This is a genomic window from Paractinoplanes deccanensis (assembly GCF_016862115.1).
Taxonomy (GTDB): Bacteria; Actinomycetota; Actinomycetes; order Mycobacteriales; family Micromonosporaceae; genus Actinoplanes; species Actinoplanes deccanensis.
The window spans coordinates 20,415-33,604 of sequence record NZ_BOMI01000007.1 but is presented as its reverse complement, the minus strand read 5'-3'; the positions used below and the strand labels follow the sequence as shown (position 1 = coordinate 33,604).

Sequence of the window (13,190 nt, the reverse complement as noted above, 5' to 3'; positions counted from 1 at the left end):
ATCACCAGAGGCGTACGGTGTATTTCATGAGCAGTACGGACGAGCGCACGGGTCTGCGCAAGTTCCTCGACCGGCTGACGGCCACCGACTCCGAGCTCGACGCGCGCGACCTCCAGCGCGAGGTCGCCAAGTGCGGCGCGATGCCGGCCGGCCAGTGCAGCCGGGGTCAGGTCGTCTCGGTGAACGGCCGGTTGCGCACCGTCGCGTACACTCCTCGCACCAACCTGCCGACGCTGGAGGCCGACCTCTGGGACGGCAGCGACGTGGTCACCCTGGTCTTCCTGGGCCGCCGGTCGATCGCGGGCATCGAGCCGGGCCGCCAGCTCACCGCGCGCGGGCGCATCGCGATCCGCGACGACCGTAAGGTGATCTACAACCCGTACTACGAGCTGGAGGCGCCCCGGTGACACCCGGCAGCGAGCCGCGTCACGCCGCGCACGAAACCGTGGAGGAACGGCTCGCCGAGGAGGTCGTCGAGGAACTCGACCTCCACCCGGTGAAGGAGCCGGAGGAAGAGCCCTATCCCTCGATGAGCGAGCAGATCGCCGAGCAGCTCGGCGGTGTGCGCGGCCTGATCGAGTCGAGCCTCCCGGTCTTCGCCTTCGTGATCCTCAACGTGGTCCTCGGCGACTCCGTGGCCGGGCTCGAGAAGCGCACGGCGCTCGCCTGGGCCATCGGCGGCGCGGTCCTGTCGGCGCTGGGCATCGGCGCCTACCGCCTGATCCGCAAGGAGCCGGTGCGCCACGCCGTCAACGGCCTGTTCGGCATCGCGATCGGCGCGTTCCTGGCGTGGCGCACGGGCAAGGCGGAGAACTTCTACCTGCCCGGCATCCTGCTCACCTTCGGGCAGGCGGCCGTGCTGCTGCTGTCGGTCGCCGTACGCAAGCCCTTGATCGGTTATGCCTGGGGCATCATGGCCAACAAGGGCCGGCAGGACTGGTTCGACAAGCCGCAGCTCTTCCGGACGTTCCAGTGGCTGACGCTCGTGTGGGTGGTGTCGCTCTCCGTCCGCGCCGGCATCCAGTACTACCTGTGGGCGCAGGGCGAGGCGAACGCCCTCGGCATCGTCCGCATCCTGATCAGCTGGCCGATCTACGCGGCCACCTTCGCCTTCTCGGCGTGGGCGATCCACCGCGTCACGTCGCGCCTCACTCAGCCGAGCTAGCCCCCAGCACGACCGCGCGGATCTGCTCCTCGACCTCGGCGGTGCAGACGAAGATCAGCTCGTCGCCGGCCTCCAGCGGGTCGTCGCCGGTCGGCACCATCACGCGCTTGCCGCGCAGGATCGCCACGAGCGCCGAGTCGCGGGGGAGCGGCACGGAGCGCACCGGCTGACCCTCGTACGGCGCGTTGCGCGGCAGCGTGATCTCGACGAGGTTGGCCTCGCCCTGCCGGAACGTCATGAGCCGGACCAGGTCGCCGACGGTCACCGCCTCCTCGACCAGGGCGGCCATCAGGCGCGGCTTGCTCACCGCCACGTCCACGCCCCACTGCTCGGTGAACAGCCACTCGTTCTCGGCGCGGTTGACCCGGGCCACCACCCGCGGCACCGCGAACTCGGTCTTGGCCAGCAGCGACACCACCAGGTTGGCCTTGTCGTCGCCGGTCGCGGCCACCACGACGTCGCAGGAGGCCACGTCGGCCTCCTCGAGGCTGCTCAGCTCGCACGCGTCGGCGAGCACCCAGTCGGCCTCCGGCACCCGCTCGGGGCGCAGCTGACGGGGCTGCCGCTCGATCAGCATGACCCGGTGGCCGTTGCCGATCAGCTCCTGCGCGATCGACCGGCCGACGTTGCCGGCGCCCGCGATGGCGATCCGCATGGTCAGAGCCCTTCCTTCTCGGATCCGGAGGCGATGTCGAGCACCGCGGCCACGGTCTCGTCGGTGACCAGCATGAAGACCTGGTCGCCGTCCTGGATCACGGTCGACGGCGTGCCCAGCGTGCCCATGCCGAAGCGCATCAGGTAGGCCACCCGGGCGCCCGTGCGCTCCTCGAGCGACCGCAGCGTGCGGCCCACCCAGTCGCGGTGCAGCGGCGCCTCGACGATCGACACCACGCTGGTCGGGTCGCGGAACACCTCGATCGTGCCCTCGGGCACCAGGTGGCGCATCATCCGGTCGGCGGCCCAGCGGATCGTCGCGACCGTGGGGATGCCGAGCCGCTCGTACACCTGGGCGCGGCGCGCGTCGTAGATGCGGGCCACCACCCGGGTCACGCCGAACGTCTCGCGGGCCAGCCGAGCCGAGATGATGTTGGAGTTGTCGCCGCTGGAGACCGCGGCGAACGCGTCGGCGCGCTCGATGCCGGCCTCGCGCATCACGTCCCGGTCGAAGCCGATGCCGGTCACCGTGATGCCGCCGAAGTCGGCGCCGAGGCGGCGGAACGCGTCGGAGTTCTGGTCGATCACCGCCACCGAGTGACCGCGGGCTTCGAGGTTCTGGGCGAGCGTCGAGCCGAGCCGCCCACATCCCATGATGACCACGTGCATCCGATGAGGGTCGCATGCGCCTCCCCGAGGCGGCGGGCGGGGCGGGGTACGTACGCTTGGCACTCGTGGCAAGTACGACCTCTCTCGCCAAGCGGCTGCTGCTGGGCCGGCCGTTCCGCTCCGACAAGCTGCAGCACACGCTGCTGCCCAAGCGGATCGCCCTGCCCGTCTTCGCCAGCGACGCGCTGTCGAGCGTGGCCTACGCCCCCGACGAGATCCTGCTGACCCTGTCCATCGCCGGTGCCGGCGCCTTCTACATCTCGCCCTGGATCACGCTCGCCGTCGCGGTCGTGATGGTCACCGTCGTCGCCAGCTACCGGCAGAACGTCCACGCCTACCCCTCCGGCGGCGGCGACTACGAGGTGGCGACGGTCAACCTCGGCCCGCGCGCCGGGCTCGGCGTTGGCAGCGCCCTGCTGGTCGACTACATCCTCACCGTGGCCGTGTCGACCGCCTCCGGCGTGAGCAACCTGGGCTCGGTGGTGCCCTTCGTCGCCGAGCACAAGGTCGCCTGCGCCATCGGCGCGATCGCGATCCTCACCGCGCTCAACCTGCGCGGCCTGCGCGAGTCCGGCACCGCGTTCGCCATCCCGACGTACCTGTTCATCATCGTGATCGTCGGCATGATCCTCACCGGGCTGTTCCGGGTCTTCGTGCTCGGCCAGGACCTCCAGGCGCCCAGCGCCGGCCTGACGATCGCGGCCGAGGAGGACCATCTCACCAGCTTCGGCTTCGCCTACCTGCTGTTGCGGACCTTCTCGTCGGGCTGCGCGGCGCTCACCGGTGTCGAGGCCATCTCCAACGGCGTGCCCGCCTTCAAGCCGCCGAAGAGCAAGAACGCGGCGACCACGCTGATGCTGCTCGGCGGCATCGCGATCGTCATGCTGGTCGGCATCGTGCTGCTCGCCCGCGTCACCAACCTCCAGTTCGTGGAGGACCCGGACCTCCAGATCGTCTCGGCACCCGACGGCTACGTGCAGAAGACGGTCACCACCCAGCTCGCCGAGACGGTCTTCGGCCAGGGCTTCCTGCTGTACGTGGTGGGCGCGGTCACCGCCCTGATCCTCTTCCTGGCCGCGAACACCGCCTTCAACGGCTTCCCGGTGCTCGGCTCGATCCTCGCCCAGGACCGCTACCTGCCCCGCCAGTTCCACACCCGCGGCGACCGGCTGGCCTTCTCCAACGGCATCGTCTTCCTGGCCATCGCCGCGATGGTGCTGGTGGTGGCGTTCCAGGCCGAGGTGACCCGGCTGATCCAGCTCTACATCGTCGGCGTCTTCGTCTCGTTCACGCTGTCGCAGGGCGGCATGATCAGGCACTGGAACCGCCTGCTGCGCACCCAGCGCGACCCCGAGCGCCGCCGCCGCATGATCCGCTCGCGCGCGATCAACACGTTCGGCATGTGCCTCACCGGCGCGGTCCTGATCATCGTGCTGGTCACGAAGTTCCTGCTCGGCGCATGGATCGCGATCGCCGCGATGGTGGTCATCTACGCCCTGATGCTGGCCATCCGCCGGCACTACAACCGGGTGGCTCAGGAGCTGGAGCCCACCGACGAGCGCCCGATCCTCCCGTCCCGCAACCACGCGGTCGTCCTGGTCAGCAAGGTTCACCAGCCGACCCTGCGCGCGGTCGCCTATGCGCAGGCCACCCGGCCCGACTCGCTCACCGCGGTCACGGTCAACGTCGACGACAAGGACACCCGCGCCATCCAGGAGGAGTGGGAGCGCCGCCAGATCCCGGTGCCACTCACCGTCGTCGACTCCCCGTACCGCGAGATCACCCGCCCGATCATCGACTTCGTGAAGGGCATCCGGCGCGGCTCCCCGCGCGACGTGGTCACCGTCTTCGTGCCCGAATACGTGGTCGGCCGCTGGTGGGAGAACCTGCTGCACAACCAGAGCGCCCTGCGCATCAAGGGCCGGCTGCTCTTCGAGCCCGGCGTCATGGTCACCAGCGTGCCGTGGCAGCTGCGCTCCAGCCAGGACCGCGACCTCGACCGGATGGACCGCGGCCTGAGCCGCACCCCCGCCCGCGGCCCCCGCACCCGGGCGGCCGAACCGGAACCCACACCGCCCGCCGACACCCCCGCGGACAGCCGATGACCGACCTCGTAGAGGGCGACCTGGTGGAGCTCACCGTCGGCGCCCCGGCACACGGCGGCCACTGCGTGGCCCGCCTCGGCGGCCCGCACGGCCGCGTCGTCTTCGTCCGCCACGCCCTCCCCGGCGAAGAGGTCACCGCGGAGATCACCGAACTGCACAAGGGCTTCCTCCGCGCCGACGCGGTGAAGATCCACGTCGCCTCGCCCGACCGGGTCACCCCGCCGTGCCCCTACGCCCATCCCGGCGGGTGCGGCGGCTGCGACCTCCAGCACGCGACGGGCGACGCCCAGCTCCGCTGGAAGACGGCCGTCGTGCGCGAACAGCTCAGTCGCCTGGCGGGGATCACCCATTCCGTACGGGTGGAGCCGCTCCCGGCGGCTGGAGGCGATCCGGCGGCGCTGCTCGGCTGGCGCAGCCGGGTCCGCTACGCCGTGGACGCGCTGGGCCGCCCGGGCCTGCTGAAGCACCGCTCGCACGAGGTCGTGCCGATCGACCGGTGCCGCATCGCCCACCCCGCCATCCAAGAGCTCGACCTGCTCCGGATCGAGTGGCCCGACGCCGACGCCCTGGAAGCCGTGGCCACCACCGGCGGCGACATCGCCGTCCTGGCCCGGCGCGGCAGCGTCCCCGTCGACGACCCGACCGAGGCGCCCGCCGGCTTCCGCACCCGGCTCCGCGGCCCCGCCGAGGTCACCGAGCTCGCCGACGGCCGCTCGTGGCGGATCCCGCCGGAAGGCTTCTGGCAGGTCCACCCGGCGGCCACCGAAACGCTCGTGTCCACGGTCGTCGAGATGCTGCGGCCCGCCCCGGGCGAGATCTCGTGGGACCTCTACGGCGGTGCCGGGCTCTTCGCGGCCGCGCTCGCCACCCGCACCGGCGGCCGCACCACGGTCGTCGAAGCCTCCTCGACCGGCGTGGCCGCCGCCCGCGAGAACCTGGCCGACCTGCCGGGCGCCGAGGTCGTGGAGGCCCGGGTCGACCACGCGCTGAGCCGTCGCCGGGTGACAGGACCGGTCGACCTGGTGGTGCTGGACCCGCCCCGGGCGGGGGCCGGGGCAAAAGTGGTGCGTGCGGTGGCTGCCGCGGGGCCGCGGGCGGTCGCCTATGTCGCTTGCGATCCGGCTTCGCTGGCTCGGGACATCGGGACCTTTCGGTCGCTTGGGTGGGAGTTGGCTGATTTGCGGGCGTTCGACTGCTTTCCGATGACTCAGCATGTGGAGTGCGTGGCCTTGCTGGTGCCGGCTGTCGAGCAGTAGACCGGCGTCCAGGCAGCAGCCCGAAACGCAGCCCCCGCCCTCCCTTGGGGGCCCCCGTCCTGCACCAGTCTGACGGAGAAGCCCGATCTTGGGAGGCGGCCCTGTGGACAACGCGGACTGTGGATGACGTGGGCTGTGGACAACGCGGGTTGTGGATGGGCGCGGGCCTGGGCGTCGGGAGTGGGGGACGCGGGTGGCGCGGGCGGCGCGGGCTGTGGGCGTCGGTGGTGGGGAACACGGGCGGAGCGGGCTGTAGGCGTCGGTGGTGGACGCGGGTGCCGTGGACTGTGGGCGTCTGTGGCAGGCGGACGGCGGCGTCGGCTGTGGGCGTCGTCGGCGGCGAGGAGACGCGGGCGGCGCGGGCTGGGACGTCGGTGACGGCGAGACAAGGGCGGCGTGGGCTTCGGCGGCGGTGTGACAGGGACGGCGTGGACTGAGGGCGCCGGTGGCGGCGTGGCAAGGGCGGCGTGGGCACCCGTGGCCGGCGGCGACAAGGGCGGCGCGGCCCTGGGGAAAAGCGCGAACCGCCCCTAGGCTGAGCGAACTTACTGTCGAGTAACCACCTCAGGGAGTTCGCATGAGCACGTTCACCGGTCGTGAGGTTCGGCTTGCCGCCCGGCCGCAGGGATGGCCTACGGCGGAGACGTTCGAGATTGCCGAGGTCACCGTGGGGGATCCCGCGCCGGGGCAGGTGGTTGTGCGTAACCTGTTCATGTCGGTCGATCCGTATATGCGGGGGCGGATGGACGACGTGAAGTCCTACATGCCGCCGTTCGCGGTGGGGGCGGCGCTCGACGGGTCGGCGGTCGGTGAGGTGGTGGCCTCGGCCGCGGAGGCTGTGCCGGTGGGAGCGACCGTGCTGCACGGGCTCGGATGGCGGGAGTTCGCGGTGCTCGACGGTGCCAAGGTGCGTGTCGTCGACCCGAAGGCGGCGCCGACGCTGTCCGCGTACCTCGGCGTGCTTGGGATGACGGGGCTGACCGCGTACGTGGGGCTGCTCGACATCGCCCAGTTCAAGGAGGGTGACACCGTCTTCGTGTCGGGGGCGGCGGGCGCGGTCGGCAGCATCGCGGGGCAGATCGCGCGGCTGCGCGGTGCCAAGCGGGTCATCGGCAGCGCGGGGTCGGCCGAGAAGGTCGCGCATCTGACCGGTGACCTGGGGTTCGACGCGGCCTTCAACTACCGGGACGCGCCGGTGCGCAAGCAGTTGCGGGCGGCCGCGCCGGACGGGATCGACGTCTACTTCGACAACGTGGGCGGCGACCACCTGGAGGCGGCTATCGGGTCGCTGAACAAGTACGGCCGGGTGGCGCTCTGCGGGATGATCGCGCAGTACAACGACACCGAGCCGCCCGCGGCGCCGCGCAACCTCGCGGTCGCCATCGGCAAGGAGCTGAACCTGCGCGGCTACATCGTCAACAACCACGGCCACCGCATGCCGGCGTTCGCCGCGGACATGGCCGGGTGGCTGCGCGAGGGGAAGATCGCCTGGCAGGAGACCGTGGTGGACGGGGGCATCGAGAAGGCGCCCGGCGCGTTCCTCGGTCTCCTGCGCGGCGAGAACACCGGAAAGATGGTCGTCAGATTGACCGAGTAGTGGCGCGCTCGGCGGCCTGCACGGCGTTGCGGAAGAGCATCGCCACGGTGGTCGGGCCCACACCGCCCACGCGGGGCGTGATGGCGCCGGCCACCTCGGCGCACGACTCGTCGACGTCCGGCAGCAGGCGGCGGCCCTCGTAGCGGACGCCGGCGCCGATGACCGTGGCGCCCGGCTTGACGTGCTCGGGCTGGATGATGCCGGGCACGCCGGCGGCCGCCACCAGGATCTCGGCGCGCTGGGTGTAGCGCGGCCAGTCCTTCACGCCGGTGTGCACGACGGTGACCGCGGCGTTCGCGGTCGGGCGCTTCTGGGCCAGCAGCATGGCCAGGGGGCGGCCGAGCGTGGCGCCGCGGCCGAGGATGACCACCTCGCGGCCGGCGACCGGGATCTCGTAGTGGGCGAGCAGCGCCTCGATGCCGGCCGGCGTGCAGGGCAGCGGGCCGGGCATGCCCAGCGCGAGGCGGCCCATGTTGAGCGGGTGCATGCCGTCGACGTCCATGTCGGGGTCGAGGGTCTGCAGCGCCGCGTCGTAGTCGAGGTGGCCGGGGATCGGGTACTGGATCAGGACGCCGTGCACCCCGGGGTCGGCGTTGAAGTCGGCGATGACCGCCTCGAGGTCCTTCTGGGTGGCGTCGCTGCCCAGGTGGACGTGCGGGGACTCGAAGCCGAGCTCGGCCGCCTGCTTCTGCTTGATGCGGATGTAGCCGGCGCTGGCGTCGTCGTCGCCGACCAGGATGGTGGCGAGGCTCGGGGTGACGCCGCGCTCGCGCAGGCGGGTCACGCGCTCGGCGACGTCGGCGAGGACGGCCTCGGCGACGGGCTTGCCGGGCAGGAGTCGGGCTGAAGTCATGGCAGGCCTCCGCGAGCACGGGCGCCCAGGCGGTCGACCCCCGTGACGAGCTCCCCGATGGTTGACCCATCCTCTGTGCCGCCAGTCGCGTTCGGGGACAAGCATGCCAGACCGAACGGATGTGACGGTTGTGTGTAGGACGGCGCCCGGCGACCGCTCGGCGGATGCGCCAGTGCGCCACGCCGATAGACTTTGCGCTCATGAGCGAATCCCTCCCCGCCCCCGACGGCCTCCTGGCGTCCGTCACCTCACCGGGTGACCTCAAGCGCCTCAGCCCCGAGCAGCTGACCCTGCTGGCGGCGGAGATCCGGGACTTCATGGTGGCCAAGGTCTCGCGCACCGGCGGCCACCTCGGTCCCAGCCTGGGTGTGGTCGAGACCACCCTCGCGCTGCACCGGGTCTTCGACTCGCCGCGCGATCGGGTGCTGTTCGACACCGGCCACCAGGCGTACGTTCACAAGATCGTGACCGGCCGGCAGGGCGGCTTCGACCTGCTGCGCCAGCGCGGCGGCCTGTCCGGGTACCCGAGCCGGGCCGAGAGCGAGCACGACCTGATCGAGAACTCGCACGCGTCGACCGCTCTGTCGTACGCGGACGGTCTGTCCAAGGCGTTCGCGCTGCGCGGCGAGGACCGTCACGTGGTCGCTGTGGTCGGCGACGGCGCCCTGACCGGCGGCATGTGCTGGGAGGCGCTCAACAACATCGCCACGGCCAAGAAGCGCCTGGTGATCGTCGTGAACGACAACGGCCGGTCGTACGCGCCGACCATCGGCGGCCTCGCCGACCACCTCTCCACGCTGCGGCTCAACCCGGGCTACGAGCGGGTGCTCGACCTCGTCAAGGACGCGCTCGGCAACACGCCGGTGGTCGGCAAGCCGGTCTACGAGGTGCTGCACGCGGTCAAGCGCGGCATCAAGGACGCGGTGAGCCCGCAGCCGATGTTCGAGGACCTCGGCATCAAGTACCTCGGCCCGGTCGACGGGCACGACGTGCAGGCCATGGAGTCGGCGCTGCGCCGGGCCAAGGGCTTCAACGCCCCGGTGATCGTGCACGCGGTGACCCGCAAGGGCTACGGCTACCGTCCCGCCGAGCAGGACGAGGCCGACTGCCTGCACAGCCCGGGCGCGTTCGACCCGCAGACCGGCGCGCTGACCGCGAAGCCGTCGGTGAAGTGGACGCACGTCTTCTCCGAGGAGCTCATCAAGATCGCCGACGAGCGCCTGGACGTCGTGGGCATCACCGCCGCCATGGGCGAGCCGACGGGCATCGCCGAGCTGGCCCGCAAGCACCCCGACCGGGTGTACGACGTCGGCATCGCCGAGCAGCACGCGGCCACCTCGGCCGCCGGCCTCGCGATGGGCGGGCTGCACCCGGTCGTCGCCGTCTACGCGACCTTCCTCAACCGGGCGTTCGACCAGGTGCTGCTCGACGTCGCGATGCACGAGCTGCCGGTGACCTTCGTGCTCGACCGCGCCGGCATCACCGGCCCGGACGGCCCGAGCCACTACGGCATCTGGGACATGAGCGTCTTCGGCGCGGTGCCCGGCATGCGGATCGCCGCGCCGCGCGACGCCGCCACGCTGCGCGAGGAGCTGCGCGAGGCGGTCGCTGTCGACGACGGCCCGACGATCGTGCGCTTCCCGACCGGCTCGGTCCCCGCCGGCCTGCCGGCCGTGCGCCGTGTCGGCCAGGTCGACGTGCTGCGCGAGGACGACCGCAAGGACGTGCTGCTGATCGCGGTCGGCTCGTTCGCGGGCCTGGGCCTGGACGTCGCCGAGCGGCTCGCCGAGCAGGGCTACGGCGTCACGGTGGTGGACCCGCGCTGGGTGCGCCCGGTGCCGATCGAGCTGACCGGCCTGGCCGCCCAGCACCGGCGCGTGGTGACGCTCGAGGACGGCATCCGGGCCGGCGGCGTCGGTGACGCGGTGGCCGCCGCGCTGCGCGACGCCGACGTCGACGTGCCGCTGCGCGACTTCGGCATCCCGTCGGGCTGGCACCCGCACGGCACCCGCGCCGAGATCCTCACGTCGCTGGGCCTGACCGCGCAGGACATCGCCCGCGACGTCACCGGCTGGGTCTCGCGCGTCGAAGCGGACGCCACGGCACCCGCCGCCCAGGTCTGACACCCCTGAATAAACGCTGAAAAGCCGCGGAACGGGACCGGGGCGAGGCGGCGCCGTTATCTGCTCGTTACCTTTGGGGAATGAGCGACACGGTGGTCATCGACCTCGGTCTCGAACGGGGCGAGCCGGAGACGTACGACAGGCCGGGGCGCTCGGCCTTCCCCGGCTGGTTTCCCGCGGCTCTTCTGGCCGTTCTCGTGCTCTTCACCGCGTCGGCGTCGGCCCAGCCGGCGAAGTCGCCGCTCCGCGAGGTGTTCAGCCTCCAGATCGGGCCCGCCGACGCGTACGCGCTCACCGACAACGGCCGGCTGCTGGCGCAGACGTTCGGGCTGCTCAGCTCGTACGACCTGGAGTCCGGCCGGACGCTGTGGGAGGCCGGGCAGTCCACACCGGCCTACCGCCTGCGCCTGGGCGGCGGCCTGGTGCTGATGCGCCCCTGGAACGTGGGCATGCGCGACCCGGGCACCACCGCGGTCTCGGTCGACGACGGGGTGTCGCGGTGGACCCGGGCCGGTCAGGTGATCACGCTGGCCGGGTCGCCCACCCTGCTCGCCGTCACGCCGCGCCGCAGCCAGGCGGGCGTGGGCCGGCGGGTCGAAGGCCCGATCCAGGCGGTCGACCCGCGGACCGGTGAGACCCGCTGGTCCGTTCCGGTGCCGGCCAGCGCGGTGCTGACCGGGCTCCCCGGCCCCGGCGACTCCGGCACCCGGATGCTGCTGGTGCACGACGACCGGCGGATGGAGGTCCGTGACCTGGTCACCGGCCGGCTGCTCGCCGCGCGCCTGGTGCCGCCGGCCGACTACGACCCCGCCAACCCCTCGATCGTCGGCGGGCTGATCCTGCTGCGCCACCCCGGCAACCCGGGCATGGAGATCTCCGCGTACGACCCCGAGACGCTGCGCAACATCTGGACCATGCCGGCCGACGGGGCGTACGAGATCCAGGCGTGCGGCCTGCTCGCCTGCCTGAGCGGCCCGGAGGGGATGCGCGCGATCGACCCGCTCACCGGGGACGTGCGCTGGCGGCAGCCGTCGTGGCGCGGGCTGGCGCAGTTCGGGGCGGCCTACGTGGCGTACGGCTCGCCCGAGCACACCACCACGCTGGGCCTGATCGACCCCGACCGGGGCGCGCTCGAGGTGGACCTCACCGGCTGGCGGCCCGTCAGCGGCAGCGGCACCGACGGCCGGCTGCTGGTGACGCGCTCGCTCGAACCGGGAAGCCGTACCATGGTCGCCGTCGCCCGGCCGGGCGAGCGGCGTCCGCGGCTCCTGGCCGACCTGCCCTCGGGCACCGGCGACTGCCAGGCGGTGCCGAGCCGGCTGGTGTGCCGCACGATGTACGGCCAGCTCGTCGTCTGGGCGTACGGCCTGAAGGGGTAGGCGTTGGCGCTGATCGAGCTGGACCTGACCGACCAGCCCGACCCGGCGCTCAGCTCGCCACCACCCGCCCACCGCTACCGGATCCCCGGCCTGCTGGTCGCCGCCGTGCTCGTGCTCGTCGCCGGCGGCGGCGCGCCGGCCATGCCGACGCTCTGGCGCTACCTCGGCGTCGTGCCCGCCGCGCCGGACCCCGAGCTGCGGTTCCAGCTCACCGGCGGCCGCGCCTACACGATGACGGCCACCGGCACGGCCCGCGAGGTGACCTCGTGGACCCTCACCGAGCCGCCGCGCCAGGTCTGGCGCACCCGGTACGAGCTGCCCGCGGAGGACCCGGACGCCGTCGGCTACGGCGGCACCGACGCCCGGCAGACCGGCGACGTGCTGCTGGTCTCCGACGGACCGGCGACCACCGTGCTCGACGCGCACAGCGGCGTCACCCGCTGGTCGGCGCCGATGCCGGTCGTCCCGATGACCGGCGGCCGCCTCGGGCTGGTCCAGGAGCCGCGGTTCCGTCCGGGCACCGTCTACGACCAGGACTCCGGCGAACCGGGCACGCTCTACTTCACCGCCGGCGGCGAGCCGCACGTCGAACCGCCGACCCGCACCGACATCCGCGCCGTGGACCTCTACACGGGTGTGACCGTCTGGACCGTCAGCGTCGCCGGCTCGGTCATCGCCGACGCCGCGCCGGGCGACGGTCCCGCGGTCCTGCTGCTCTCGTCGGCCGGCATGCAGCGCCTCGACGGCAGGACCGGCAAGGTGGTACGCCGGATCGCGCTGCCCCGGCTCGACGGGCGCGCCCCGCAGAGCGGCGAGCTCATCGGCGACGTCATGATGATCTATTACTACAACCCCCACGGGTACGTGACGGACGAGGTCGCCTACGCGCCGGACACCCTGGCCCGCCGGTGGACGCGGCCCGTACCGGAGGTCCTGGTGCAGCGGGCGGTCTGCGCGGGCCTGCTGTGCTCGGAGAGTCAGGCGGCGCTCGACGTGCTCGACCCGGCGACCGGCCGGCCGAGCTGGCGTGCGCCCGCCGGGGTCGACCTGACCCGGCACGGCGGCTACGTGCTCGAGACGGGGAGCAAGAGCGGCGAGCCCGTACGCCTCGTCGACGCGGCGACCGGGCAGACACGCGTCGACCTGTCCGGGTGGCCGTCCGACGTGGCAGGCGCCGCCGAGGAGCCGATCGTGCTGCGGCGCGGGCTCGACGGCGGATCCAGCGCCTTCGGGGTGGTCGACGCGGGGCGCGACGAGGTGCAGCCGCTCGGCGTGACCGGCGGGGTGGTCAGCGACTGCACGTCCGACTCGCGGCATGTCCTGTGCCGTACGGAGAACGGGCTGCGCGCCTGGGCGTACCGCCTCTGACGCCTCGTGGCGCCCCGGCCG

The 13,190-nt window shown here is 72.5% G+C and carries 11 protein-coding genes and 1 riboswitch; of the genes, 8 read left to right on the top strand and 3 right to left on the bottom strand.

Annotated features, from left to right (window positions below):
• Positions 1-26: 26 nt before the first annotated feature.
• Entirely contained in the window at positions 27-407 is a 381-nt protein-coding gene (locus Ade02nite_RS02760; RefSeq protein WP_203759884.1) for an OB-fold nucleic acid binding domain-containing protein, read from the top strand.
• Complete coding sequence (locus Ade02nite_RS02755) at positions 404-1,165, top strand: DUF3159 domain-containing protein (RefSeq protein WP_203759883.1); 762 nt, start codon at positions 404-406, stop codon at positions 1,163-1,165. Before Ade02nite_RS02760 ends, Ade02nite_RS02755 begins: the two co-directional genes overlap by 4 nt.
• Here the strand turns inward: Ade02nite_RS02755 and Ade02nite_RS02750 are convergent.
• A complete protein-coding gene (locus Ade02nite_RS02750) occupies positions 1,149-1,826 on the bottom strand; it encodes a potassium channel family protein (protein WP_203759920.1) in 678 nt (225 codons plus the stop codon). The two genes, Ade02nite_RS02755 and Ade02nite_RS02750, sit on opposite strands and share 17 nt — an antisense overlap.
• Positions 1,823-2,488 carry a potassium channel family protein gene (locus Ade02nite_RS02745; protein ID WP_203759882.1) on the bottom strand — a complete coding sequence of 222 codons (666 nt, stop codon included), beginning with the start codon at positions 2,486-2,488 and terminating at the stop codon, positions 1,823-1,825. Before Ade02nite_RS02745 ends, Ade02nite_RS02750 begins: the two co-directional genes overlap by 4 nt.
• A 65-nt stretch (positions 2,489-2,553) precedes the next feature.
• Between Ade02nite_RS02745 and Ade02nite_RS02740 the strand changes: the two genes are divergently transcribed.
• From Ade02nite_RS02740 to Ade02nite_RS02730, 3 genes are all read left to right on the top strand, one after another.
• Positions 2,554-4,593, top strand: a complete 2,040-nt coding sequence (locus Ade02nite_RS02740) for an APC family permease (protein WP_379035264.1) — start codon at positions 2,554-2,556, stop codon at positions 4,591-4,593.
• On the top strand, positions 4,590-5,849 hold the full coding sequence (locus Ade02nite_RS02735) for a class I SAM-dependent RNA methyltransferase (RefSeq protein WP_203759880.1): 1,260 nt from the start codon (positions 4,590-4,592) through the stop codon (positions 5,847-5,849). Before Ade02nite_RS02740 ends, Ade02nite_RS02735 begins: the two co-directional genes overlap by 4 nt.
• Positions 5,850-6,426: 577 nt before the next feature.
• Positions 6,427-7,446: an NADP-dependent oxidoreductase gene (locus tag Ade02nite_RS02730; RefSeq protein ID WP_203759879.1), complete on the top strand. Its 1,020-nt coding sequence runs from the start codon at positions 6,427-6,429 to the stop codon at positions 7,444-7,446.
• On the opposite strand, the gene Ade02nite_RS02725 is transcribed toward Ade02nite_RS02730, so the two are convergent.
• The gene (locus tag Ade02nite_RS02725; RefSeq protein WP_203759878.1) at positions 7,430-8,299 is read right to left on the bottom strand and encodes a bifunctional 5,10-methylenetetrahydrofolate dehydrogenase/5,10-methenyltetrahydrofolate cyclohydrolase; all 870 of its coding nucleotides are present in this window, start codon (positions 8,297-8,299) and stop codon (positions 7,430-7,432) included. The genes Ade02nite_RS02730 and Ade02nite_RS02725 overlap by 17 nt on opposite strands.
• A gap of 16 nt (positions 8,300-8,315) precedes the next feature.
• Positions 8,316-8,398: riboswitch (ZMP/ZTP riboswitch) on the bottom strand.
• 101 nt (positions 8,399-8,499) lie between these two features.
• Between Ade02nite_RS02725 and dxs the strand changes: the two genes are divergently transcribed.
• The 3 genes from dxs (at position 8,500) to Ade02nite_RS02710 (ending at position 13,169) form a co-directional block, all read left to right on the top strand.
• Positions 8,500-10,422 (top strand): 1-deoxy-D-xylulose-5-phosphate synthase, encoded by a 1,923-nt coding sequence (gene dxs / locus Ade02nite_RS02720; RefSeq protein WP_203759877.1) that lies wholly within the window; start codon positions 8,500-8,502, stop codon positions 10,420-10,422.
• Positions 10,423-10,502: 80 nt separating this feature from the next.
• The gene (locus Ade02nite_RS02715; protein WP_203759876.1) at positions 10,503-11,801 is read left to right on the top strand and encodes an outer membrane protein assembly factor BamB family protein; all 1,299 of its coding nucleotides are present in this window, start codon (positions 10,503-10,505) and stop codon (positions 11,799-11,801) included.
• A gap of 3 nt (positions 11,802-11,804) precedes the next feature.
• Entirely contained in the window at positions 11,805-13,169 is a 1,365-nt protein-coding gene (locus Ade02nite_RS02710) for a PQQ-binding-like beta-propeller repeat protein (RefSeq protein ID WP_203759875.1), read from the top strand.
• Positions 13,170-13,190: the final 21 nt, after the last annotated feature.

What these genes read in the sequence shown, in the direction of transcription:
- dxs (WP_203759877.1), top strand. Translation starts at nt 8,500, where the DNA reads ATGAGCGAATCCCTCCCCGCCCCCGACGGCCTCCTGGCGTCCGTCACC.
- Ade02nite_RS02735 (WP_203759880.1), top strand. Translation starts at nt 4,590, where the DNA reads ATGACCGACCTCGTAGAGGGCGACCTGGTGGAGCTCACCGTCGGCGCC.
- Ade02nite_RS02730 (WP_203759879.1), top strand. Translation starts at nt 6,427, where the DNA reads ATGAGCACGTTCACCGGTCGTGAGGTTCGGCTTGCCGCCCGGCCGCAG.
- Ade02nite_RS02745 (WP_203759882.1), bottom strand. Translation starts at nt 2,488, where the DNA reads ATGCACGTGGTCATCATGGGATGTGGGCGGCTCGGCTCGACGCTCGCC.
- Ade02nite_RS02715 (WP_203759876.1), top strand. Translation starts at nt 10,503, where the DNA reads ATGAGCGACACGGTGGTCATCGACCTCGGTCTCGAACGGGGCGAGCCG.
- Ade02nite_RS02725 (WP_203759878.1), bottom strand. Translation starts at nt 8,299, where the DNA reads ATGACTTCAGCCCGACTCCTGCCCGGCAAGCCCGTCGCCGAGGCCGTC.
- Ade02nite_RS02760 (WP_203759884.1), top strand. Translation starts at nt 27, where the DNA reads ATGAGCAGTACGGACGAGCGCACGGGTCTGCGCAAGTTCCTCGACCGG.